Genomic DNA, 23,068 nt, shown 5'->3' with positions numbered 1-23,068 from the left:
CGCTCAAACCACCGGCTTCATACCCGACGTTGACCGCGCCGAGGTCTGGAGCCCCGTTCCGATTGAATCGGAACAGGGCTCCAGATTCCTGATTTGACGCGTTTTCTTGACGCGAACCGGTGTCCACTACGCTGGAAAACGCCCTAAAGGCGAGGGATCCAACCTGGACGGCTCAACAAATATTCGACCATTCGCGGCGGAATGCTCAGGGCTTTGGCTATCTCGCGTTCATCCTTCGGCAATCCCGCGATGATTGATGCTTCATTCCTGCTTCGGACTTTGGAAAGCCACTCCGGATCAACCACCACGGCGCGTCCTACCGCAACCAGATCAGCTCCCATTGCGATCGCCCCTTCAGCATCCTTGCACGTTTTAATCCCACCGCTGGCCATGACTGCGCTGCGGCCCGCTATAACGCGGGCAAATTCCGTGATTGGATTCTCTGCAGGGGCGTAATTCTCCTCGACCGGACCATTATAAACACGGGTCTCTCGCTGAGGTCGGCTCTTCCGATAGTCATCAAGCGAAATGGAGATGTAGTCGAGATCCAGCCTTGCAAGTTCATTACAAAGCAGTTTGGCGTCCTCTAGCGTATAACCGTCCGGCTCGGCCTCGAACGGCGTAACGCGAAACCCTGCAATCAGCTTTGGACCGAGGGCGTCGCGAACGGCCTGCGCGACGGCGAGAGGAAAGTTCATGCGTTTTGAAAGCGTTCCTCCCCAATGATCAACGCGATGATTGGCCCGAGGTGAGAAAAACTGATGAATCGCGTAATGGTTGGCTCCGTGAATCTCGACGCCGTCGAAACCGGCCTTTCGCGCGAGGCAAGCAGCCTCTCGAAAGCTCGCGATCAGGCTTCCAACCTCATCTGATGTCATCGCCCTTGGCGTCTTTGCTCCGGGCCGCAACGATGCAACCGCAGACGGCGCACGCAGACATTGCTCGCCTATCAACTCGGGCTTTGCGATGCGGCCACCGTCATATATCTGGAGGATCGCAAGACCTCCTGCGGCATGCATTGCTTCAGCGAGCCGACGGAGGCCAGGCAGGTGTCCCTCATGTGTCGCGCCTGTTCCCTGCCACGAGCGCCCGTTTTGTTCGACGTAAGTGGCGGAAGAAATGGTCGCGCCGAATCCGCTGGCGGCTCGCCGACGGATAAATTCGAGTTCGTGTTCGGTAGCCGTCCCCTCTTCATGGGAAGAATCGGTCGTCAGCGGAGCAATCGCAAACCGATTTGCCATCGCTTGTCCGCTGTTGAACCTGAAAGGAGACCAAACGATCATCGATCGAACCTCGGTTAATCTTCAAACTGGGCGGCATCGAATGGAAGCCCGTCTAGTGGAAGACGCGTCCGGAGTCGATGACGACAGTTTGGCCGGTCATGGTCTCGGTGCGGCACATGGCGACAACCATGTCGGCGCAGTCGTCCTTGTCGGCCGGCTTCTTCAGGAGCGAGGCCGATGCGGAGCGTTCGACCTGCTCGGGCCGGAGGTTCGCTGTCGCGCGGGTGCCGTCCAACAGACCCGGCGCCACGCAGTTGACAAGCGTCTCGGGCGCCAGCGCCACCGCCATGCAACGCGTCAAGTGAATCAGTCCCGCCTTCGACACGGCATAGGCGATCGAAGAACCGGTTGGGCTGAGCCCCGCCACCGAAGCGATGTTGATGATGCGGCCCTGTCCCTGGGCCTTCATGACAGGAGCTACCGCCTTGATCAGCTGCATCGGCCCCGTCAGATTGGTGGCCATGATCCTGTTCCACACTTCCATCGACAGACTGTCGAGATCGCCGAAGGGGATCGCGAGGTTGTAGGCGGCGTCATTGATCAGGATATCAAGGCGGCCGAAGGCCTGCGTTACCTCGCCGACCAGCCGATCCACGGCCGCGGCGTCGGTGATGTCGCAGGCGAAAGTTCGAGCGTTGATCTGATAACGCGACGTCAGTTCGGCGGCGACGGTTTCCGCCTGTTCGCGGCTGCGCGCGTACATGACAGCCACATGTGCGCCCTCCTGCGCGAGCGCGTGGCAGATGCGCTGCCCCAGTCCGCCATTGCCACCCGTCACCAGTGCAACCATGCCCTTCAGATCCATCGCTTCTCTCCTTCAAATGCGCATGCGCCGGTCCGCGCGGGATTCCAGGGCCCGCGATAGATACATGAGGTCGGCGGCGTGTTGATATCAGGCTCGGCTTTCGCTGGGTACCGCCTCAGCGCTTCACCAACGGGCAAGCGGTCTCGCTCAACGGCCGCGCCGCTTGCTCAGCCGGCACCGTGGCAAGGAGCTTGAGATAATCGAACTGGTATTTGGATTCCGAAGGCTTCTTCACTTGCAGCAGATAATAAGGCCGCATCACACGTCCATCCTCGCGCACCGTGCCCTTGGTGTAGAAGTCGTCGATCGGCAGTTCCTTCATCTTGGCGACGACCTGGGTCGCATCGGTCGTCCCGGCTGCCGCCACCGCCTTGAGGTAATGCAGCGTGGCCCCGTAGGTCCCGGCATGGATCATGCTCGGCGGCTTCCCGGCGTTCCGGGCGATCAGGCGTTTGGTCCAGGCACGGGTCGCGTCGTCGAGGTCCCAGAAGAAAGTCTCGCTCGCGGTCAGGCCCTGCGCCGCTTCGAGGCCAAGGGCGTGGGTGTCCGGAAACTGCAGCAGGAGTGCCGCCACGCGCTGGTCACCTTTGCGGCCGAGGCCGAATTCCCCGGCCTGTTTGATCGCGTTGATGGTGTCGCCGCCGGCGTTCGAGAGCGCGACGATCTTGGCCTTGGAGGCTTGCGCCTGCAGCAGGAAGGACGAGAAGTCGGCGGTATTGAGCGGATGGCGCACGGCCCCCAGCACCTTGCCGCCTGCGGCCGTGACGAACGTCGAGGTGTCTTTTTCGAGGGCATGCCCGAATGCGTAATCAGCGGTGATGAAAAACCAGCTATCGCCGCCTTGCTTCACCAACGCCTGGCCGATCGTCGCCGCAAGACCGTAGGTGTCGAAGCTCCAGTGCACGCCGTGCGCCGAACAGGCTTTTCCGGACAGATCCGACGTCGCGGCGCCGGTGTTGATATCAACGGCGTCGCGCGTGCGCGTTATCTCTCGCACGGCGAGCCCCACGGCCGAATTGGGAACGTCGAGGATGAGTTTGACGCCCTCATTCTCGATCCACTGCCGCGCGATGTTGGCGCCGATGTCGGGCTTGTTCTGGTGGTCGGCGAAGATGACTTCGATTGGCCGGCCCAGCACCTTGCCGCCGAAATCCTCGACCGCCATGCGCGCGGCATGGACCGAGCCCATGCCGGACAGATCCGCGTACAGTCCCGTCTGATCGTTGAGAACACCGAGCTTGACCGGTTGCTGCGCGACCGCGGAGCCGGTCAGCCCCGCTCCCGACAACAGGAGCACGAACGCGGCGATCATATTGCGACGCATGAAGAGCCTCCCCTTTTTCGTGACGACCGCTTGATGCCGGTCGTCTTGACATGATGGTACAGGGGAAGCGCATCGCTGGAAAGCGAAGCGCCGGCTTTTGTTTCCGTGCTGCGCATCGTGTTGCAGGGCAGCGAGGCGCGGTTGAAGATGATGACCGGCGCATCGCCACTCGGCGGCGATAATTTCACACCACCGGCTTGACGCCCGGCATCGCCGTGACGAGATCGCGGAATTTGGCGCCGCGGATTTCGAAGTTGCGGTACTGGTCGAACGAGGCGCAAGCCGGCGACAGCAAGACCACGGGATCAGTGAGGCCCGAGGCTTCGGCGTCGCGCGCGGCGCTGGCGACGGCGACATCGAGCGTCTGCGAAATCTCGTGCGGCACGCGGGTGCCGAGCGTGCCGGCAAATTCCTGCGCAGCTTCGCCGATCAGATAGGCTTTGCGGATGCGCGGGAAATATTCGGTGAGGCTGGTAATGCCGCCGAGTTTCGGCTTGCCGCCGGCGATCCAGAAGATGTCGCCAAAGGACGACAGCGCATGCGCCGCCGCGTCCGCATTGGTCCCCTTGGAATCGTTGACGAACAGCACATTGCCGCGGCGACCGACCTGCTCCATGCGGTGCGCGAGACCGGGAAAACTGCGCAGGCCGTTCTGCAGGATGTCGGGCGCGATGCCCATCGCCAGCGCGCAGGCCGAAGCGCACGCCGCATTCTGCGCGTTGTGCAGGCCGCGCAGTGAGCCGATGCCGCCGAGTTTTGCGATCTCGCTCCGCGCGCCGCCGGAGGCGCGAACAATGGTTTCGCGCTCGACATAGACGCCGTCGGGCAGCGGGTTTTTCACGGAGATGCGCACCACGCGCTTGCCGGCCTGATCAAGCCGGTCGGCAATGTTGCGGCACCAGCCGTCGTCGACGCCGACGATGGAGGTGCCCTGCGGCTGCACGCCGGCAACGAGCCGCGCCTTCACCGCCGCGTAATGCTCCAGCGTGCCGTGGCGATCGATATGGTCTTCGCTGACATTGAGCAAAATGCCGACGGACGGATCGAGCGAGGGCGCCAGATCGATCTGATAGGACGACATCTCGATCACATGCACCCGCCCCATCCGCGGCGGCTCCAGCGACAGGATCGCGGTGCCGATGTTGCCGCCCATCTGGGTATCGTAACCGGCAACCTTCATCAGATGGGCGATCAGCGCCGTGGTGGTGGATTTGCCGTTGGTGCCGGTGATGGCGACGAACGGCGCATCGGGTGCGTGACGCCTTCGTTCCCTGCAGAACAATTCGATATCGCCGATCACCTCGACGCCGGCCTGCCGCGCCATCAGCACCGACCAATGCGGTGCCGGATGGGTCAGCGGCGCGCCGGGCGTCAATATCAGCGCGGCGAAATTATCCCAAGACACGGTACGCAGGTCGGCGGTGATGAAACCTTCCTGCGCCGCCTTGGCGACGTTATCGGCGCTATCGTCGCCGGCAATCACCTCCGCGCCGCCCGCCTTCAGCGCGTGGCAGCTCGCGAGTCCGGAGCCGCCGAGGCCGAACACGGCAACTGTCTTGCCTGCGAAGGAAGTAACCGGAATCAAGTTATCACCGCAGCTTCAGCGTGGAGAGGCCGGCAAGCGCCAGCATCACCGAGATGATCCAGAACCGGATCACGATCTGCGGTTCGGTCCAGCCCTTCTGCTCGAAATGATGATGCAGCGGCGCCATCCGGAACACGCGTTTGCCGGTCAGCTTGAACGACACCACCTGCACGATCACGGAAACCGCTTCCAGCACGAACAGGCCGCCGATCACGGCCAGCACGATCTCGTGTTTGACCGCAACCGCGGTCGCGCCCAGCATGCCGCCGAGCGCGAGCGAGCCGGTGTCGCCCATGAAGATCGAGGCCGGCGGCGCGTTGAACCACAGGAATCCCAATCCGGCGCCGAGCACCGCGCCGCACAGCACCGCAAGTTCGCCGGTGCCGGCGACGTATCTGATCTGCAGATAGTCGGAGAAGACAGCGTTGCCGGTCAGATAGGCGATCATGCCGAAACTGGCGGCGGCGATCATCACGGGGACGATCGCAAGACCGTCGAGACCGTCGGTCAGGTTGACCGCGTTGCCGGCGCCGACGATGACGAAGGCGCCGAAGATCACGAAGAACCAGCCGAAATTGAACACCATGTCCTTCAGGAAGGGAATCGCCAGCGAGGTCGAGGTCACGTCGCGCCCGAGCCGCACCAGCGCGTAACAGGCGATCAGCGCGATCACGCCTTCGATGGCGAGACGAAACTTGCCGGCAAAACCGCTATGGGTCTGTTTCGTCACCTTCAGATAATCGTCGTAAAAGCCGACGAAGCCGAAGCCGAGCGTCACCGCGAGCACGATCCAGACATAGGGATTGAGCGGGTTGGCCCACAGCAGCGTCGAGACGACGAGACCCGACAGGATCATCAGCCCGCCCATCGTCGGCGTGCCCTTCTTGGCGATGATATGCGACGCCGGACCATCGGTGCGGATCGGCTGGCCCTTGCCCTGCCGAAGCCTTAAGTGATCGATGATCCAGGGGCCGAACAGGAACACAAATAGCGCGCCCGTCACCATCGCCCCGCCGGTGCGGAAGGTGATGTAGCGGAAGACGTTGAGGAGGCCGCGCAAAAAGGAGAAAGCGGGGACGGTGTTGGAAAGCTCGATCAGCCAGTAAAACATTCAATATGCCCTATTGCGCGGCACGGAAACCGCTTGCAGCACGAACAACCCGACGATGACAGCGAGCAGCATCTCGTGTTTGACCGCGACTGCGGTGGCGCCCAGCATGCCGCCGAGCGCGAGTGAACCGGTATCGCCCATGAAGGTTGACGCCGGTGGCGCGTTGAACCACAGGAATCCCAATCCGGCGCCGATCACCGCACCGCACAGCACCGCGAGTTCACTGGTGCCGGCGACGTATCTCATCTGCAGATAGTCGGAGAAAACGGCGTTGCCGGTGAGATATGCGATCATGCCAAGGATTACCGCCGCGGTCATCACGAGGACGATCGCAAGGCCGTCGAGACCGTCGGTCAGGTTGACCACGTTGCCGGCGCCGACAATGACAAAGGCGCCGAAGATCACGAAGAACCAGCCGAAATTGACCACCACGTCCTTCAGGAAGGGGACCCCGAGCGAGGTGTACGTCACGTCGCGGCCGAACCGCACCAGCGCGTAACAGGCGATCAGCGCGACCACGCCTTGGATAGCGAGACCAATCCTGCCTGCAAAACCGCTGCGGGTCTGTTTCGTTATCGTCAGATAATCGTTGTAAAAGCCGACAAAGCCGAAGCCGAGCGTCACCGCGAGCACGATCCAGACATAGGGATTGAGCGGGTTGGCCCAGAGCAGCGTCGAGACGACGAGGCCGGACAGGATCATCAGCCCGCTTATCGTCGGCGTGCCTTTCCTGGCGATGATGTGCGACGCCGGACCGCCGGTGCGGATCGGCTGGCCCTTGCCCTGCCGCCGCCTTAAGTGATCGATGATCCAGGGGCCGAACAGGAACACGAACAGCGCGCCCGTCACCATCGCCCCGCCGCTGCGGAAGGTGATGAAACGGGCAAAAGCAGGGACGGTGTTGAAATGCTCGATCAGCCAGTAAAACATTCAGTATGCCCTGTTGCGGCCTGGTTGCGCCGTCTTGCCGGGTAAGCGCATTGGAAGCGCGTTGACAATCGTTTTCATCCTAGAAACCAAGCAAATCTTGGTCACGATCGCGGCGGCGGTTGCGCGAATCACCACGGAAATCACGGGTGGGTCAGCCCGGCCAGTTTACGCTTTTGCCTGCAAGGCAGCCAGCAGCTTGGGCACAAACTTGTTGACCCAGAACATCTTTTTGCTGCCCTTGACCACCACGACGTCACCGCTTTGCAACAATGCGGCGATTTTCTGCGGCTCGAGCGTGGCGGGGTCGTCGTGCCAGCCGAGGGCGCTGTTGGCCGGCAGCAGCTCGTAGAGATGGCGCATCAGCGGGCCGACACAATAGACGCCGTCGATGCCGGGCAGATCCCTGGCCAGCTTGACATGATAGGCTGGCGCGTCGGGGCCGAGCTCCAGCATGTCGCCCATGATGGCGATGCGCCGGCCTGACTTGACCGGCCGCGCCTTCAGGCTGTCGAGCGCCGCGACCATGCTGGCCGGATTGCCGTTAAAGCTGTCGTCGATCACGGTGACGCCGGCGGCGGTCTGCTCCACCCCGCGCCCGGTCATGATGCCGACCTTGCCGAGCTCTTTGGCCAGCGCCGCTTCATCGAGGCCGGCGGCATGGATCGATGCCAGCGCGGCCAGCGCGTTCTGCAGACGATGCGGCGCGCCCGGCGTCAGGTCGAATGCGACCTGTTTGCCGCCGACCTGCGCTGACACGTCCCAGCTTTCGCCATTCGGACTGTGTTTCAACTCATGCACTTCCGAGCCATTGCCGAAGCGGACAAGCTTGCCGTTCCATTCCGGCGCTTCGACGTCGGTCGGCAGCACCAGCACGCCATCTTTTGGCAAGCCTTGCGCGATGCTCACCTTTTCGCGCCGGATCGCCTCCAGGCTGCCGAGCTTTTCCAGATGCACGGGCTGGACGTTCACCACCAGCGCCACGGTCGGCCGCGTCAGCTCGCTGAGCCGCGCGATTTCGCCGGTCTGGTTCATGCCCATTTCCACCACCCACAGCGATGCGCTCGGGCTGGCATTGCACAGCGTCAGAGGCACGCCCCAGAAATTATTGAAACTGCTCGGGCTGGCATAGGCGGCAGGATAGGCGGCGAGATATTCCTTGGTGCTGGTCTTGCCGGCGCTGCCGGTGAGGCCGATCACCGGGCCCTTGAACCGCGCCCGCGCCGCGCGCGCCAATCCCCAGAGACCGTCGATCAGCGTATCCTTGACGATCAGCTGCGGAACGCTGACGCCTTCGATCCTGTGCGGCACGATCATCGCCACCGCGCCGGCGGCTTCCGCCTTGTCGGCGAACTCCCAGCCGTCACGCGCGCTGGCGAAACTGGAAATGAAGCCGCCGCTCGGTGTGCCGCTGAGCGCCACGAACAGGCATCCGGGTTTCACCAATCGGCTGTCCTGCGTGACGAAATCGATCGCGGTGTCCGGAAATGTTCCGGAGAGCCCCAACGCCTTCGCAATCCCGGCAATCGTCCACAATGGCGCAGCGCTCATGCATTCCTCTCCGCGAGTACGGCCGCCACCGCGTCGTGATCACTGAACGGTAGCGTCTTGTCGCCGACGATTTGGCCGGTCTCGTGACCCTTGCCGGCGATCAACAGCGCGTCGCCTGGCTGCAACGCCACAATTCCGGCCTTGATGGCTTCCGCCCGGTCGCCGATATCAGCGGCGCCCTTGGCAGCGTCCAGAATGGCGGCGCGGATTGTTGCCGGATTCTCGCTGCGCGGATTGTCGTCGGTGACGATGACGCCGTCGGCGTTCTCGGCCGCGATCGCGCCCATCAACGGACGCTTGCCGGCGTCGCGGTCGCCGCCGCAGCCGAACACCACGACCAGCTTGCGCTTCGCATAAGGCCGCAGCGCCTGCAGCGCCTTCGCCAGCGCGTCCGGCTTGTGCGCGTAGTCGACGAATACAGGCGCGCCATTATGTTCGCCGACCTGTTCCAGCCGGCCCTTGGCGCCTTCGAGATGTTCGAGGCTGGCGAGCACCGCCGCGGCCTCGCTGCCGGTGCCGATCGCCAGCCCCGCCGCGACCAGCGCGTTCTCGATCTGGAATTCGCCGACCAGCGGCAGCTTGATCATGTGCCGGCGCCCGCGATGTTCGAGCGTCAGCTTCTGCGCAAAACCATCGACGATCGCTTCGACCAGACGGATGCCTTCGCCCATACCGTCCGCGTTGCGGCCGATGGCGATGATCCGCAGTTTCCGTTCCCGCGCGGCGTCGATCACCTGTTGCGAGCAATCATGATCGGCCGAGATCACTGCGGCGCCATCGGCCACGACGAGATCGCGGAACAGCCGCAGCTTGGCGCCGAGGTAATGCGCGACGTCGGGATGATAATCCATGTGGTCGCGCGTCAAATTGGTAAAACCGCCGGCGGCGATGCGCACGCCATCCAGCCTGTATTGGTCGAGCCCGTGCGACGAGGCTTCAAAGGCTAGATGGGTGACGCCGTCACCTGCGATCTCGTCGAGCTGGCGATGCAGGGCGATCGGATCCGGCGTCGTCAGCGAGCCGTAGACGGTGCGCTTCGGCGAAACGAGACCAATGGTGCCGATGCTGGCGGAGGCGTGGCCGAGCCGTTGCCAGATCTGGCGCGTGAACGCCGCCACCGAGGTTTTTCCACTCGTACCGGTGACGGCCGCGATTGTCTGAGGCTGCTTCGGATAAAATCGCGCCGCCGCCAGCGCCAGCGCACGGCGCGGATTTGGCGTCGTGACAGACGGCACGCGGCAATCCTTGGCGGGATGATCGCCTGCGATCGCGACCGCGCCTGCGGCAATGGCTGAATCGACAAAGCGCGAACCATCGGTCTTGCTGCCGGCGAGCGCGAAGAACAAATCACCCGGCTTCACCGCGCGGCTGTCCACCGCCAGGCCCTTCACGTCGATCGCATCTGCCTGCGGCTCGATCGCGGCATCATTGCTGAAGAGGTCGCGAAGTTTCATGGTCGTCCAGTCCGGCCCGGGCGCAGCTTGGCGCGTCGTCCTACGCCTTACTGGGTTGTCCTCGATGTCGCAAGAATGAGGCGATCTGCCGTCGGCAGATCGAAGCGCGGTTCGACGCCCAAAAGCGGTCCGATTCGGGCGATCACCTTGCCGCCGGTCGGCACGGTGTTCCAGCCCGAGGTGATGAAACCATGGGTTTCCGGCAGCGCCTTGGGCTCGTCCAGCATGATCAGCAGCTGATATTGCGGGTTGTCGGCCGGGAAGATTGCGGTGAAGGAATTGAGCACCTGCTTCTTGGAATAGCGGCCGTTGACCACCTTTTCCGAGGTGCCGGTCTTGCCGCCGATGTAATAGCCCTTCACGTCGGCTTTCTTCGCGGTTCCGATCTCCGCATTCAGCCGCATCAGATAGCGCATCTTGTCCGACGTTTCGGTCTTAAGCACCTTCTTGCCGATCGCCCTGGCTTCTTCCTCCGAGCGCTTGAGGAAGGTCGGCGGGATCAGATAGCCGCCGTTGACGACCGCGTTGATGCCCATCACCGCCTGCAGCGGCGCCACCGCAATGCCGTGCCCGAAGGAAATGGTGATGGTGTTGAGCTCACCCCAGCGCTTCGGCACGATCGGTGACGTGCTTTCCGGCAATTCGGTGCGCAGCCGGTCCATCTGGCCGAGCTTTTTCAGGAACGCCTTGTGCGCTTCGACGCCCTGCCCCAGCGCGATCTTGGCCGCACCGACGTTCGAGGAAAACGTGAATACTTCCGACAGCGTGATCGAACGGCCGACGGGATGCGTATCGTGGATGGTGAACTTGCCGTACTTCAGCACACCTCGCCCGTCGTACAGCGTGTTGAGGTTGGCCTTGCCGGAATCCAGCGCCATCGCCAGCGTCAGCGCCTTGAAGGTCGAGCCCATCTCGAAGACGCCGGTGGTCAGGCGGTTGATGCGGTCGGGGTCGTGCGCCTCTTTCGGGTTGTTCGGGTCGAAATCCGGCAACGACACCAGCGCGACGATCTCGCCGGTCCTGACGTTGGAGACGAGGCCGGAGGCGGCCTTGGCCTTGTATTTCTCCTTGGCCTTCAACAATTCGTCGCGCAGCGCGTGCTCGACGCGCAGGTCGATCGACAGCTCCACCGGCCGCTGCAGCCGATCGGTGGCGAAGCCGGCGCGGTGCAAATCGGCCAGCCCGTTATTGTCGAGCCACTTCTCCATCCCGGCGATGCCCTGGTTGTCGATGTTGACCAGACCGATCAGATGGGCGACCGACGCACCGGTCGGATAGACGCGCTTGTTCTCGCGCAGGAAACCGATGCCGGGAATGCCGAGGCGATGAATGGCCTGCTGCTGCTTCGAGGTGATCTCGCGCTTCAGCCACACAAAGCCCTTGCGCGACGACAACCGCTCGCGCACCTCGGTCGTGTCGAGATCAGGCAATGTCGCGGTCAGAAGCTCGATCGCCTCGTCCTTGTCGATGATGCGGCGCGGTTCGCCGAACAGGCTCGGCGACTTGACGTCGGTCGCCAGCACCTCGCCGTTGCGATCGACGATGTCGGGCCGCGCGGTCGCGATCGCGTCCCGCGAGCCGGTGCGGGCTGCATTGTGGCTGTCGGCGCCGATCGCAAACATGACGAGGCGTCCGGCAATGATGGCGTACACCAATGCGAACGCCAGCACCGCGAATCCGACACGGGCCCGCGCCTTCGCCGCGCGATCGACATTGCGCCCGTAGAGCAGGCTGCGGATCAACCGCTGCCGCCAGGGCTCGGCGGGCTTTGCAGGTCTGGTGGTGGCAAGCGCCTGATCGGTCATCGCTGATCTCCCGGCGCGGGCACCGAGCCGGTCACAGTCGGCGCATCGGTGGCAGCCTCGATGGTATTGATCATCGCGCCGATCGGATCGGGGGCGCCTGGCCTGGCAAAGCTGGGCGGCCGTTCCGGCAGGTTCTTCAACTGGTCATATTGCGTCGCGACCAGCGACTTCAGCGGAAGGTGCCGGTCGGCAAGGCCCTGCAGTCGCAGCGGCGCGTCGAGCTTGGCCCATTCGGCGCGGAGCGCGGCAATGGCGTCGCGCTGCTCGCGGATTTCCGCATTGAGCCGCAGCACGCGCTCGGTGCGCGAGGTCGATTCCATCTTGATCCGGTAGACATAGGAGGCGGCGAACACCAGCATGCCGATCACGAGGAGGTGGAGGATGCGCATTATCAGCCTCCCCTCATGACGCTGTCGATGGTCGGCCATGCCGGCAGTGCGTCGGCGGCATGCGCCGGCGCCGCGGTCCGCTCGGCGGCGCGCAGTTTGGCGGACCGTGCCCGCGGATTGGCCGAAACCTCCGCCTCGCCGGGCGTGACCGGACGCTTGGTCAGGATCTGATAACTCGGAACGGCCTGCGCGATCTCGGGCAGATGCCGCGATCCGCCGCCGGACTTGCCGCGCTGGTTGAGGAAATCCTTGACGATGCGGTCTTCCAGCGAATGAAACGACACCACGACCAGCCGACCGCCCGGCTTCAGCACGCGTTCCGCCGCCGACAGCGCCAGATGCAGCTCGTCGAGCTCCGCGTTGACGAAAATCCGCAAGCCCTGGAACGTCCGCGTCGCCGGATGAATTTCGTTCGGCTTGGAGCGGACCACCTTGCCGACGATATCGGCGAGCGCCTTCGTGGTCGTGATCGGCGCTTCCTTGCGAGCAGCGACGATGGCGCGCGCGACGCCGCGGGAGTGACGCTCCTCGCCGAAGATGTAGATGATGTTGGCGAGATCGGCTTCGGAGGCTTTCGCGACCACGTCCGCCGCGGTCGGGCCGTCATGCCCCATCCGCATGTCGAGCGGCCCACCGAGCCGGAACGAAAAGCCGCGCTCGGCCTGGTCGAGCTGCATCGAGGAGACCCCGACGTCCATCACGACCCCGTCGACGGCATCAACGCCCTGCGCGGTACAGACCTCGGCGAGATTGGAAAACCGGTCCTCGACCAGCGTCAGCCGGCCATCCGCCTGGTCGACCAGATCGAACCCGCCAGTGATCGCCGACCGGTCGCGGTCGATACCGATCACCCGGGTTCCCTTGGTTTCCAGGATCATGCGGCTGTAGCCGCCGGCGCCGAAGGTGGCATCGACATAGATGCCGCCGTCGCGGGGGCTGAGCATCTCGACCGCCTCGCGGCCGAGAACGGAGATATGGCGGGAGGCAGCCGGGGTCATCCGCCGGCCTTCAGCGTATTCCAAGGTACGATACGAAAACTGGACGCCAACGGGCCCATTGCGCCTCAAATCCCTGCGCTTTGCCGGGCTGTTCCGGCCAGAAAACCGCTGCGAGGCGCGATGGCTGTTTCCCGCCCCCGCCCGCAAACCCTGTTTTCCGGACGGAATTTGCTGGGCTGCCATGGCTTTTCGAGCGTGAAAGAGGGCCTCGGCCGTCCCCAAAACCGGTTCGGCTCATCACCACTTAGTAACGGCACTTAGCGTTAAGAAAGCGTTGATGATCGGCCGCGGCTTTTACGCGCTTTCTAAAGCAATTTCCCATTTCGCCTGAGCCAGCGCGCTCTTCTTCTCCCCTCCCCCCGCGAAGCGGTGGGGAGGGGTCGGGGTGGGGGGTCTATCGGCAAGAACCGCTATTTCGGTGAATGCCGCGCTACCCCCCACCCCCGACCCCTCCCCACCACGCGCAAGGGCGCGTGGAGGGAGGGGAGAAGAGCGTCGCCAAGTGGACGCGGTTCTAGGATGGAGCATTCGAAGTGGAAAATACTTCAGTCACCTGGCGAAGCCGGTGATGCCCGCCGCACACACTCGGTCAAAATGCGAAACCGGGCGCGGCTGCCGGATTGCGCGGACGACTTGGTAAAGGAATAGTAAAGATCGTTATTTTGTAAAATTTGCGGGTTGTCGTTCTCCTGCCCGGTTTGAGCTCATATAATGGCTGCTGGTTCGTTCACGTCTGCTGGTATTGATTCGAAGCGTCAACGCGCCCTTCCCGTTCCCAGGGCCATCGCGGACATGAAGACCTTTACCCCGGATTCCTCGATTGCCTCCGACGTGATTCCGTCGGCGAACTATGGCGACCGCAACAAGGGCCGCCTGCCCGACATGATCCTGCTGCACTACACAGGCATGCCGGACGTGGAAGGCGCGATCGCCCAGCTCTGCACCGCGGGAACCGACGTATCGGCGCATTACATCGTGCTGGAAGACGGCCGCATCGTGCAATCCGTGCCCGAGAGCAAGCGCGCCTGGCATGCCGGCGTATCGTTCTGGGCCGGCGAAGAAGACATCAACTCCTGTTCGATCGGGGTCGAGATCATCAATCGCGGCCACGACTGGGGCTATCCGGATTTTCCGCTGCGCCAGGTCGCCGCCGTGATCGCGCTGTGCCGCGGCATCATGCTTCGCCGCAACGTGCCGCCGCATCGCGTGCTCGCGCATTCCGACGTCGCGCCTGCGCGCAAAAAGGATCCCGGCGAGAAATTCCCGTGGCATTCGCTGGCCAATTCCGGCGTCGGCCATTGGGTGCAGCCGGCGCCGATCGTGCGCGGTGAAACGCTCAAGCTCGGCAGCATCAGCGACGATGTCGCCGGCCTGCAGACTGCCCTGGCGCGCTACGGCTACCAAGTGCCGAACCACGGCAAGTACGACGGCCCGACCATGGAAGTGGTCACCGCGTTCCAGCGCCACTTCCGCCCGGCCCGCGTCGATGGCATCGCCGATCATTCGACCATGAGCACGCTGCACGCGCTGCTGGCCACTTTGCCGGCCGATGCGACGCCGACGCAGGTCGCGGCGCAGTAGATAAAGCCAAAGCATTCGACCGTCATTGCGAGGAGCGAAGCGACGAAGCAATCCATGCTTCGGCTTGGCGAGCTATGGATTGCTTCGCTGCGCTCGCAATGACGGCTAGAGTTCGCCCAGCTCTTCCATCCGCCGTGCGTAAAGCCGCCGCAACGGCTCCAGTTGCGTCGCTTCTGAGGCCGCCTGATAGGCTTCGCGCGCCGCATCGCGCCGGCCGAGGCGGCGGAGCAGATCGGCGCGGACGGCCGGCAGCAACTCATACCCTTTCAACCCGCCGCGCGCTTCGAGCGCATCGATCAGGTCGAGCGCCCGCGCCGGTCCATCGACCATCGACAGCGCGGCGGCGTGATTGAGTTCGATCACCGGCGACGGGCTGATCCGCAGCAGCACCTCGTAGAGGCCGGCGATCTGCGGCCAGTCAGTGTCGTTATAGTTCGGCGCACGCGCGTGCAGCGCCGCGATCGCGGCCTGCACCGCATAGGATTGCGGCCGTCCCGGCATCCGCAACGCCTCCTCCACCAGCTTCAAGCCCTCCGCGATCTGGGCCTGATCCCACAGCGACCGGTCCTGCTCTTCCAGGAGCACGATGTCGCCGCCCGCGGTCTCGCGGCCGGCGCGGCGGGAATCATGCAGCAACATCAGCGCCAGCAATCCCTTGATCTCGCCGCGGCCGGGCATCAGCGCGTCGAGCAGCCGCGCCAGCCGGATCGCTTCGCGCGCCAGATCAGGCCGCATCAGATCTTCGCCCGAGGTCGCGACATAGCCTTCGGTGAAGACCAGATAGATCACCGCGAGCACGCCGCGCAGCCGCGGCTCCAGCGCTTCGCGTTCCGGCACTTCGTAGGCGATGCCGGCGAGGCGGATCTTCTGCTTGGCGCGCACCAGCCGCTGCGCCATCGCGTCTTCGCTCGCGAGAAACGCCCGCGCCACCTGTGCTGTGGAGAGACCGCACACGGTGCGCAGCGTCAGCGCCACCTGCACTTCCATTGCAAAGGACGGATGGCAGCAGGTGAAGATCAACCGCAGCATGTCGTCGTCGAGCACATTGTCGGCGGCCTCGTCAGCCGCCGACGCATTGAGCAGGATTTCGCGCGTCAGTTCCTGCTGCTTGCCGCGAAACGCGACGTTGCGGCGAATCCGATCGATCGCCTTGTTGCGCCCGACATTGACCAGCCAGGCGCGGGGGTTTGCCGGCAAAGCGGCGACCGACCAGCGCTCCAGCGCCACCGCGAACGCGTCCTGCAGCGCATCCTCGGCGAGATCGAAATCGCCGACGAGACGGATCAGGGTCGCCAGCGCCCTGCCCGCCTCGTCGCGGAAGATTTTTTCGATCTCAAGCGGCGTCATCCGCGTACTTGCCGTCAATTATAAACCATGACCGGCCGCACCTCGATCGAACCGTTCCTGGCCTCGGGAATGCGCGCGGCGATGGCGAGCGCGGTGTCGAGATCCTTGGCCTCGACCAGATAATAGCCGGCGAGTTGTTCGCGCGTTTCCGCGAACGGACCGTCGGTCGTGAGCGTCTTGCCGTCGCGGACGCGCACGGTGGTCGCCGTCGTCGTTGGCTGCAAACCGTCGCCGGCCTTGAAGTGGCCGCTCTGGATGATGGATTGCGTGAACGCGCCATATTCCCCCGACATTTCTTTGCGCGCCGCCGCATCCATTTTGCCGAACTCGGTTTCGCTCCGATAGATCATCAACAGATACTGCATCGCTCTACTCCTCTTGATCGGCTGGATCGCCGATATCAGGTCGAACGGGCCGGACGCGAAACGACATCTTCAGGATAGTTTATTTTGCTCCGTTTCGTGGCTTGACGCCACGCCGCCCAGCCCCCATGCGTAAGGGGTCAGTCGGCCGGACGGCCGCTCCCGCTACGGCCGAAAGGCTGCGGGAGAGGAAAGTCCGGGCTCCATCGACATACGGTGCCGGATAACGTCCGGCGGGGGTGACCCCAGGGAAAGTGCCACAGAGAACGAACCGCCTTCTCCTTAGGAGGAGGCAAGGGTGAAAAGGTGCGGTAAGAGCGCACCGCGGGTCCGGCAACGGAACCGGCATGGCAAACCACACCGGGAGCAAAACCGAATAGGGACGGCACCGCGGGCAGTTCGCGAAAGCGAAAACGCCGCAGGGCAATGTCAGGCTCGCCGTCCGGGTAGGTTGCTCGAGGCCATGTGCAAACATGGTCCCAGAGGAATGGCCGTCACGTATCGTCAGCGAAAGCGAGCGGTGCCCTACAAAACCCGGCTTACAGGCCGGCTGATGTTCTAAAATGAGGGGTTCGGCGTAACACGCCGGACCCCTCGCCATTTTTCGCACCGATGCGCGCGCGTGATCGGGAAGTTCAGTCGCGCGCCGCTTCCTCGATCGCCTGTGCGAGCCGCGCCGGGTTGCTGAAGAACATCTCATGGCTGCCATCGCACTCGACGAGGCGAAACAGGCCGAGGCGCTCCGACAATCGTGGATGCCACGGCAGGCTGTGCGGCAAGGCAATGTCCTGCCGGCAGTTGACGTAGGACTTGCCGACCGGCAGCTCCGCCAGCGGACGCTTCAGCGCGATCTTGTCGGTGAACGTCTTGTAAGGATGCGGGTTGAGTTTGGCGTATGCGGACTTTGCCAGATCGATATCGGCGTCGTTGATGAAGGCATCGCGCCAGATTTCAAACGGCAGCATGACCGCGTTCTTGTTGGCAGCCGCCACCGCATCGAACAGCCCGACATAATGCGGCGGCACCATGTCGTTGAGACACTGCCCGTCCAGCGGGACGAAGGCATTGACATAGACGAGACGCTTGATGCGATCCGTCAGCCGGTCCGCGACGCCCGAAATCAGCATTCCCCCATAGCTGTGGCCCACCAGCCAGATATCCCGCAGATTATTGGTTTCGATGTAGCTGGCAACCGACGCGATCGCCTGTTCCAGCCCGATCTTGTCGCGATCGTCGCCCGCGTTGTTGCCGGCGACCGTCGGGCAATGCACGGCATGGCCGTATTTGCGCAAGTGTCCGGCGACCGCATCCATTTCGGCACCGGTGTGCCACGCGCCGTGTACAAGGACGTAAAGGCCTGCCATTTCCGTCTCCCCCGTTTATGGAAGTGGATTTGATAGGCCTGGCAGATTATGCCGGATGGCCGGATCAAGCCACCGTCATCGCCGATTTACGCCAGGGGCTCTGCCGGAACGGGTCAGCGCTGTCGCCTGAATGCGGCCGGTGTCATGCCGAGATATCTGCGGCATTGGCGAATGAAATGGGACGGATCGGACAGGCCGACGCGCAATCCTATGCCGCCGACACCGATGTGATCGAATCGCGCTTCACTCAGCATCCTGCGCGCGACCGCCATCCTGCAGTCGTTCAGCACGCCGCTAAAGGTCAGGCCTGACTTGTTGAGGCAGCGATGCACCGTCCGCTCCGAAACCCGCAGATGCTCCGCGACGTCAGCGGCCGTCAGGCCCGGTTCGGCGTAGAGCAACCGGATGGCGCGGCCGATCTGATCCAGCAGGTTGCCCGCCTCGCGCTGCTCCGACGGCGTCGCCGGGACCTCGCTTCCGAATGCAAGAGCCAGCAGCGCCCCGAGCTGGTCGGTCAGAACCCGCGCCGGCAGAGGCCGGTCGATGGCCAGTTGAGGCGTCAACTGGCAAGCAAAGGCGCTGAGCGCAGCACCCCAGCCGGCTCGCCCGTCGATACGCTGTCCGATGCGACGCTCGGGATCGGTGACCCACGAATCGACCCACGCGATCGGCAACTCCAGCGACAGCGTGTTCGCGGTCACCGGAAAATTGAATTCATAGCAGCGCCGGGAGTCCAGCAGCACGAGATCGGTGGGCTGCAGCCGCGACGCGTGGCCGTTTTGCATGACCGTCCAGTCGTTGTCTGTCTTGCAAAGCAGGTAGTAGAAGTTCGACGCGCTGCGCCCGAGGCTGGCTTTCCTGCGGTAGACGTGCTGCGCCGAGCCCTCGACGCGATTGATGCCGATGGTGTCGAGTTGCCCGCGCTGGACCGAGCAGTCGAAGCCCGACCGGACCGGCGTCGTGATATCCATCTCCAGAAAGCATTCGCAGACGGCGCCTATCCAGTAGTCCAGACGCCGTTCCGGCTCGACCAGGCCGGTCGACCATTTCTCGATCACTGCCGCCGTCCTGGCCGCCATGGCTCCGCCTCCCCAAGTTTTACGCCACTATCTTCTCCAACAGCGCCATCAGCGCCTGCGGCGCGGTGACGTTCGGCGAGTGGCTGGCGTCGATCTCGAAATAGCGCCATGCCGGATCACTCTTGGTCTTCCTCGCAAACGGACCGAACGTATCGGCCGGCGGGAAGCGGGTGGCGTAGATGTAACTGCGTGGCAGCGTCAGTGTGCCGCCTTGCAGCTTGAGCCTGGTCTCGAAGCATTTGACCGGCATCGGGGCGCGGCGTGCGGCCAGCCATTCGACGTCTTCAGCCGCGGTGTCCGGCGGCGACGTCATCGGCGGGATGCGCCAGCCGTCCCCCTTCTTCGCGCCATCCAACATCGGCTGCCGGCCCGGCTCGTTGATGTCGAACAGCGACTGGCCATCGTCAGGCACGAAGGCGTCGACGTAGATCAGCTGCGTAACGCGATCCCTGGCGCGATCGGCGACGCCGGTCGCGACCATGCCGCCATAGCTGTGGCCGACCAGCACGATGTCGCGCAGATCCTCGTATTTGATGACATTGAGCATGTCCTCGATGTGGGTTTCGAGATCGATCGAAGGGTTTGCCAGGTGCGCGCGTTCGCCAAGCCCGGTGTAGCTCGGCGTTACCAGCCGATGCCCGGCCGCCTGCATCAGCGGGTGCATCTTCTTCCACGCCCAGCCGGCCGACCACGCGCCGTGACAGACAAGGATGGTCTTTGCAGAGGTTGAGCTCATCGGGGGCGTTTCCGTGAAGTTATTGTTGAAGGCTTGAATTGCGATAGTACCCGCTGGGGCGGTCGTGTAAACATTCGCGCCCAAACACAGCCGTCATTCCGGGATGCGCCTCTTGGCGCAGGCCCGGAATCCATAACCACGATCGTGAGTATGGATTCCGGGCTCGTCCTACGGACGCCCTCAGATGCGCAATTGCGCATCGGGGAATAACGAAGGAGAGAACAAAAAATTGGAAACGTCCACCTACGCGCTGTTGCTTTTTGGCGCGCTTGCCGGGGGCTTCGTGTCCGGCCTTGCCGGTTTCGGAACGGCGCTGATGGCGCTGGGGATCTGGCTTTATGTGCTGCCGCCGTCGCTGGCCGTACCCCTGGTGCTGATCTGTTCGGTCAGCTCGCAGATCTCGACGCTGCCGACGATGTGGAAGGTTCTCGACTTCAAACTGGCCGCGCCGTTCGTCATCGGCGGGCTCGCCGGCATGCCGATCGGCGCGCTGCTGGTCGCGCAGGCCGAGCCGCAAATATTCAAATTGAGCGTCGGGGTGATGCTCCTGGTGTTTCCGGCCGCGCTGTTTTTCGTCCGCAAGCCGATGGCGTTCGCCTTCGGCGGCCGGCCGGCGGACGCCGCCGTTGGATTTGCCGGCGGCATCCTGGGCGGCCTCGCCGGGCTGTCCGGGCCGCTGCCGACCCTGTGGGCCAGCGTGCGCGGCTGGACCAAGGATCAGCGTCGCGGCGTATTCCAGATCTTCAACGGCAGCGTGCTCGGCGCCGCCCTGCTGCTGCAAATCATCAGCGGCTTCGTCAAATGGGAAGTGTTCTGGCTCGCGCTGCTGGCGCTGCCGGGCACCTTGATCGGCGCATGGATCGGCGCACGGACTTATCGGGCCCTCAGCGACCGCAATTTCTACGACATCGTGCTGGCGCTTTTGTTTCTGTCCGGGCTCGCACTGGTGTGGAGCAGCATTGCTCCGAGGTAGCGGCGCATGGCCGCCATGTGCTCCGAGTAGATTGCTGTACGCTGATCTGCAAAACAGTTATCCATTCGCATCATGACCTCTCCAACTTTTTCACGCGCACGTCTCGGTCTGTTGCTGGGTTTTGTCGGCGTGCTGATTTTTGGCGGCACGCTGCCGGCGACGCGGCTCGCAGTCTCGGCAATTGATCCGATTGCACTGACCTCGCAGCGCACACTGATCGCCGGAATATGCTCGCTGATATTGCTGGTCGTGCTGCGTCGCCCGCTGCCGCCGCGCGCGCTGTGGCCGCAACTGGTCATCATTATGATCTGCGTCGCCATCCTGTTTCCGTTCCTGATGTCAGTGGGGGTGCAGAGCGTCGATGCCTCGCATGGCGGCGTGGTGTTCGGGATCATGCCGATCGCGACCGCCCTGGTCGCGGTCATGATCACCCATGAACGTCCGCGGCCGCTGTTCTGGATCGCCTCATTCGCCGGCGCAGCATTGGTGATTACGTTTGCGCTGCGGCAAGGCGGCGGTGAACTGTCGGTCGGTGACCTCTTCCTGCTTGCGGCGGTGGTCGTGTCGGGTATCGGCTACGCCTTCTCCGGCCGGCTCACCGCGCAGATGCCGGGCTGGGAAGTCATCAGCTGGGTGCTGGTGATCGCATTGCCGCTCTCGATCCCGGCCACCGCGCTGACGATGCCGGCTGATCTCACCAGCATCCCCTTAAAACCGTGGCTCGGGCTGCTCTACGTCGCGCTGTTCTCGCAATGGATCGGCTTCTTTGCCTGGAACGCCGGCATGGCGATGGGCGGCATCGCGCGGGTGTCGCAGGTGCAGCTGCTGCAGCCCTTCGTGGTGTTTGCGCTCGCAGCCGTATTCAACGACGAGACCATCACGCCGCAGATCGTGCTGTTCGCCGCCGGCGTGGTCGCAACCGTCGCGATCTCGACGCGCACGCGCGGGAGCAAGGCACCCGATCGTTCGGAGCTGGCATCCGTTTCAGGAGTCACGCCGCCGGCAACGCCGACTTGAGCGGCGCCAGGCGTTTCCTGAACTCCCGATGCAGCAACCACAAGCTCAATGCGGCCTGCAGCGTCGTCGACAGGTTCGACAGGTACCACACGTATTCGATACGAAACCCTGGCCTTGCAGACAGCCAGAGAACGGGCAACGCGTAGCTGATCAGGCGTACGGCGGAGCTCAGCAGCACCGGCTTGGTGTCGCCCAATCCCTGGAACATGCTGGAGCACACAAAGGTAAATCCCTGCGCCACGAGATTCAGCGAGACCATCTGAAAGAACATGATGGCGACCGCTACCGTCTCACGATCGCTGGCAAAACCACCGAGCAGCAGGCCGGGCCAGCATTGCGCCAATATAGTGAAAACGATCATCACCACCGTGCTGATCATGGCCGCCTTGACGAAGGTTTCTTTCACGCGTGCAGCGTTGCCGGCGCCGAAATTCTGCCCGGCGATCGGCCCCGCGGCGAGCGCGATGGCCAGCGCCGGCATCTGGATCAGGCCGAGCACGCGCGTGCCGATCCCGAAGCCGGCCTGCGCCGCCGCCCCGAAATCGCGCAAGGCGTAATAGATGACGCCCATCCAGATGAAGATGATCGCGAACTCGCCGCCGGCCGGCAGGCCGACATTGAGGATGCGCTGCCACTGCCGGGCCTGCGGCCGCAGCTGCGCGAGATTGAGGCCGACGTAGCGCTCCAGTCTTCGAAAATACATCCACAGCATCAGCGCGCCGATCAGCACCGCAATTGAACTCGCAAGGCCAGCGCCCGCGACGCCGAGCGCAATGCCGGTGCCCCAGCCTGAGATCAGGACCGGCGCCAGCGCGATATTGATGATCACCGCAAGCGCCTGCACGATCATGGTCGGCCGCACTATACCGGTACCGCGCAACGCGGCTCCCATCACCTGCGTGGCGAATTGCAGCACAAGCGCGGGCATGAACCAAAGCAGATACGTCGTGCCGGCCTCGACGGTGGCCTCGTCGGCGGCGACCATGCGCATGTAACCGCCGGCGAATGCGGATCCTGCCACCCATGTCAGCACTCCGCACGCGGCCGCCAGGCCGAGCGCCTGGTTGAACACCAGATTGGCGTCGGCCTGATCCTTGCGTCCCACGGCATGCGCAATCAGCGCGACGGTGCCGACGCCTAGCACCTGCATCAGGCCGTTGATGAGAAATGCTGCGTTGCCGGCCGCCGCCACGCCCGCGACGGCGGCATCACCAAGCCCCGCCACGAAATACAGATCGACGAGCTGGCAGATCATGATCGTGATCATGCCGGCGACGATCGGTGGCGCCATGCTCAGGATGTGGCTCACGATCGAGCCTTGCGTAAGGTCTTTCATTTCAAATCCACATCTTCAAATCTGTCTCTGGCGCGCGACCT

19 protein-coding genes, 1 other RNA gene and 1 pseudogene are annotated in these 23,068 nt (G+C 63.7%); 4 read left to right on the top strand and 17 right to left on the bottom strand.

Going from position 1 to position 23,068, the window contains the following annotated elements:
• Positions 1-143: 143 nt before the first annotated feature.
• From JQ641_RS18340 to rsmH, 11 genes and pseudogenes are all read right to left on the bottom strand, one after another.
• Positions 144-1,283 carry an oxidoreductase gene (locus JQ641_RS18340; protein WP_283815205.1) on the bottom strand — a complete coding sequence of 380 codons (1,140 nt, stop codon included), beginning with the start codon at positions 1,281-1,283 and terminating at the stop codon, positions 144-146.
• 52 nt (positions 1,284-1,335) lie between these two features.
• Positions 1,336-2,088 carry an SDR family NAD(P)-dependent oxidoreductase gene (locus JQ641_RS18335; protein WP_211997369.1) on the bottom strand — a complete coding sequence of 251 codons (753 nt, stop codon included), beginning with the start codon at positions 2,086-2,088 and terminating at the stop codon, positions 1,336-1,338.
• A gap of 115 nt (positions 2,089-2,203) precedes the next feature.
• Complete coding sequence (locus JQ641_RS18330) at positions 2,204-3,412, bottom strand: ABC transporter substrate-binding protein (protein ID WP_211997368.1); 1,209 nt, start codon at positions 3,410-3,412, stop codon at positions 2,204-2,206.
• 184 nt (positions 3,413-3,596) lie between these two features.
• On the bottom strand, positions 3,597-4,997 hold the full coding sequence (gene murD / locus JQ641_RS18325) for a UDP-N-acetylmuramoyl-L-alanine--D-glutamate ligase (RefSeq protein ID WP_211997367.1): 1,401 nt from the start codon (positions 4,995-4,997) through the stop codon (positions 3,597-3,599).
• Between the two features lie 4 nt (positions 4,998-5,001).
• Positions 5,002-6,108, bottom strand: coding sequence for a phospho-N-acetylmuramoyl-pentapeptide-transferase (gene mraY, locus JQ641_RS18320; RefSeq protein ID WP_192738075.1), 1,107 nt, complete (start codon positions 6,106-6,108; stop codon positions 5,002-5,004).
• Positions 6,109-6,129: 21 nt separating this feature from the next.
• Positions 6,130-7,038, bottom strand: a pseudogene (gene mraY / locus JQ641_RS18315) (phospho-N-acetylmuramoyl-pentapeptide-transferase); the annotation flags it as partial.
• 165 nt (positions 7,039-7,203) lie between these two features.
• On the bottom strand, positions 7,204-8,586 hold the full coding sequence (locus tag JQ641_RS18310) for a UDP-N-acetylmuramoyl-tripeptide--D-alanyl-D-alanine ligase (protein ID WP_211997365.1): 1,383 nt from the start codon (positions 8,584-8,586) through the stop codon (positions 7,204-7,206).
• Complete coding sequence (locus JQ641_RS18305) at positions 8,583-10,040, bottom strand: UDP-N-acetylmuramoyl-L-alanyl-D-glutamate--2,6-diaminopimelate ligase (RefSeq protein WP_211997364.1); 1,458 nt, start codon at positions 10,038-10,040, stop codon at positions 8,583-8,585. Before JQ641_RS18305 ends, JQ641_RS18310 begins: the two co-directional genes overlap by 4 nt.
• A gap of 47 nt (positions 10,041-10,087) precedes the next feature.
• Positions 10,088-11,845 (bottom strand): peptidoglycan D,D-transpeptidase FtsI family protein, encoded by a 1,758-nt coding sequence (locus JQ641_RS18300; RefSeq protein ID WP_211997363.1) that lies wholly within the window; start codon positions 11,843-11,845, stop codon positions 10,088-10,090.
• Positions 11,842-12,234 (bottom strand): cell division protein FtsL, encoded by a 393-nt coding sequence (gene ftsL / locus JQ641_RS18295; RefSeq protein WP_211997362.1) that lies wholly within the window; start codon positions 12,232-12,234, stop codon positions 11,842-11,844. Before ftsL ends, JQ641_RS18300 begins: the two co-directional genes overlap by 4 nt.
• Positions 12,235-12,236: 2 nt before the next feature.
• On the bottom strand, positions 12,237-13,232 hold the full coding sequence (gene rsmH, locus JQ641_RS18290; RefSeq protein WP_211997361.1) for a 16S rRNA (cytosine(1402)-N(4))-methyltransferase RsmH: 996 nt from the start codon (positions 13,230-13,232) through the stop codon (positions 12,237-12,239).
• A gap of 711 nt (positions 13,233-13,943) precedes the next feature.
• On the opposite strand from rsmH, the gene JQ641_RS18285 reads away from it, so the two are divergent.
• On the top strand, positions 13,944-14,813 hold the full coding sequence (locus tag JQ641_RS18285; RefSeq protein WP_211997360.1) for an N-acetylmuramoyl-L-alanine amidase: 870 nt from the start codon (positions 13,944-13,946) through the stop codon (positions 14,811-14,813).
• Between the two features lie 105 nt (positions 14,814-14,918).
• Here JQ641_RS18285 and JQ641_RS18280 read toward each other — a convergent pair whose 3' ends face one another.
• Both JQ641_RS18280 and JQ641_RS18275 read right to left on the bottom strand, forming a co-directional pair.
• The gene (locus JQ641_RS18280; RefSeq protein WP_211997359.1) at positions 14,919-16,160 is read right to left on the bottom strand and encodes an RNA polymerase sigma factor; all 1,242 of its coding nucleotides are present in this window, start codon (positions 16,158-16,160) and stop codon (positions 14,919-14,921) included.
• Positions 16,161-16,174: 14 nt separating this feature from the next.
• Entirely contained in the window at positions 16,175-16,525 is a 351-nt protein-coding gene (locus tag JQ641_RS18275; protein ID WP_211997358.1) for a YciI family protein, read from the bottom strand.
• 137 nt (positions 16,526-16,662) lie between these two features.
• Here JQ641_RS18275 and rnpB point away from each other — a divergent pair.
• Positions 16,663-17,080, top strand: an RNA gene (gene rnpB, locus JQ641_RS18270) — RNase P RNA component class A.
• Between the two features lie 77 nt (positions 17,081-17,157).
• Here the strand turns inward: rnpB and JQ641_RS18265 are convergent.
• The 3 genes from JQ641_RS18265 to JQ641_RS18255 all read right to left on the bottom strand — a co-directional run bounded on the left by JQ641_RS18265 (position 17,158) and on the right by JQ641_RS18255 (position 19,701).
• Positions 17,158-17,886, bottom strand: coding sequence for an alpha/beta hydrolase (locus tag JQ641_RS18265; RefSeq protein ID WP_211997357.1), 729 nt, complete (start codon positions 17,884-17,886; stop codon positions 17,158-17,160).
• A gap of 113 nt (positions 17,887-17,999) precedes the next feature.
• Positions 18,000-18,965, bottom strand: a complete 966-nt coding sequence (locus tag JQ641_RS18260; protein WP_211997356.1) for a helix-turn-helix transcriptional regulator — start codon at positions 18,963-18,965, stop codon at positions 18,000-18,002.
• Between the two features lie 19 nt (positions 18,966-18,984).
• A complete protein-coding gene (locus JQ641_RS18255; RefSeq protein ID WP_211997355.1) occupies positions 18,985-19,701 on the bottom strand; it encodes an alpha/beta fold hydrolase in 717 nt (238 codons plus the stop codon).
• A 229-nt stretch (positions 19,702-19,930) separates the two neighbouring features.
• Between JQ641_RS18255 and JQ641_RS18250 the strand changes: the two genes are divergently transcribed.
• Complete coding sequence (locus JQ641_RS18250; RefSeq protein ID WP_211997354.1) at positions 19,931-20,674, top strand: sulfite exporter TauE/SafE family protein; 744 nt, start codon at positions 19,931-19,933, stop codon at positions 20,672-20,674.
• Between the two features lie 72 nt (positions 20,675-20,746).
• On the top strand, positions 20,747-21,691 hold the full coding sequence (locus JQ641_RS18245; RefSeq protein WP_211997353.1) for a DMT family transporter: 945 nt from the start codon (positions 20,747-20,749) through the stop codon (positions 21,689-21,691).
• Here the strand turns inward: JQ641_RS18245 and JQ641_RS18240 are convergent.
• Positions 21,666-23,027 (bottom strand): MATE family efflux transporter, encoded by a 1,362-nt coding sequence (locus tag JQ641_RS18240; RefSeq protein ID WP_211997352.1) that lies wholly within the window; start codon positions 23,025-23,027, stop codon positions 21,666-21,668. The two genes, JQ641_RS18245 and JQ641_RS18240, sit on opposite strands and share 26 nt — an antisense overlap.
• Positions 23,028-23,068 lie beyond the last annotated feature (41 nt).

The organism is Bradyrhizobium sp. JYMT SZCCT0180 (assembly GCF_018130165.1).
GTDB lineage: Bacteria > Pseudomonadota > Alphaproteobacteria > Rhizobiales > Xanthobacteraceae > Bradyrhizobium.
Note: the sequence above shows the minus strand (reverse complement) of the source record. Positions and strands in the feature narration are given on the sequence as shown.

Bases quoted from the DNA above. Each gene is read 5' to 3' on its own strand.
- JQ641_RS18340 (WP_283815205.1), bottom strand. From the start codon at position 1,283: ATGATCGTTTGGTCTCCTTTCAGGTTCAACAGCGGACAAGCGATGGCA.
- JQ641_RS18335 (WP_211997369.1), bottom strand. From the start codon at position 2,088: ATGGATCTGAAGGGCATGGTTGCACTGGTGACGGGTGGCAATGGCGGA.
- JQ641_RS18330 (WP_211997368.1), bottom strand. From the start codon at position 3,412: ATGCGTCGCAATATGATCGCCGCGTTCGTGCTCCTGTTGTCGGGAGCG.
- mraY (WP_192738075.1), bottom strand. From the start codon at position 6,108: ATGTTTTACTGGCTGATCGAGCTTTCCAACACCGTCCCCGCTTTCTCC.
- JQ641_RS18310 (WP_211997365.1), bottom strand. From the start codon at position 8,586: ATGAGCGCTGCGCCATTGTGGACGATTGCCGGGATTGCGAAGGCGTTG.
- JQ641_RS18305 (WP_211997364.1), bottom strand. From the start codon at position 10,040: ATGAAACTTCGCGACCTCTTCAGCAATGATGCCGCGATCGAGCCGCAG.
- JQ641_RS18300 (WP_211997363.1), bottom strand. From the start codon at position 11,845: ATGACCGATCAGGCGCTTGCCACCACCAGACCTGCAAAGCCCGCCGAG.
- ftsL (WP_211997362.1), bottom strand. From the start codon at position 12,234: ATGCGCATCCTCCACCTCCTCGTGATCGGCATGCTGGTGTTCGCCGCC.
- rsmH (WP_211997361.1), bottom strand. From the start codon at position 13,232: ATGACCCCGGCTGCCTCCCGCCATATCTCCGTTCTCGGCCGCGAGGCG.
- JQ641_RS18285 (WP_211997360.1), top strand. From the start codon at position 13,944: ATGGCTGCTGGTTCGTTCACGTCTGCTGGTATTGATTCGAAGCGTCAA.
- JQ641_RS18280 (WP_211997359.1), bottom strand. From the start codon at position 16,160: ATGACGCCGCTTGAGATCGAAAAAATCTTCCGCGACGAGGCGGGCAGG.
- JQ641_RS18275 (WP_211997358.1), bottom strand. From the start codon at position 16,525: ATGCAGTATCTGTTGATGATCTATCGGAGCGAAACCGAGTTCGGCAAA.
- JQ641_RS18265 (WP_211997357.1), bottom strand. From the start codon at position 17,886: ATGGCAGGCCTTTACGTCCTTGTACACGGCGCGTGGCACACCGGTGCC.
- JQ641_RS18260 (WP_211997356.1), bottom strand. From the start codon at position 18,965: ATGGCGGCCAGGACGGCGGCAGTGATCGAGAAATGGTCGACCGGCCTG.
- JQ641_RS18255 (WP_211997355.1), bottom strand. From the start codon at position 19,701: ATGAGCTCAACCTCTGCAAAGACCATCCTTGTCTGTCACGGCGCGTGG.
- JQ641_RS18245 (WP_211997353.1), top strand. From the start codon at position 20,747: ATGACCTCTCCAACTTTTTCACGCGCACGTCTCGGTCTGTTGCTGGGT.
- JQ641_RS18240 (WP_211997352.1), bottom strand. From the start codon at position 23,027: ATGAAAGACCTTACGCAAGGCTCGATCGTGAGCCACATCCTGAGCATG.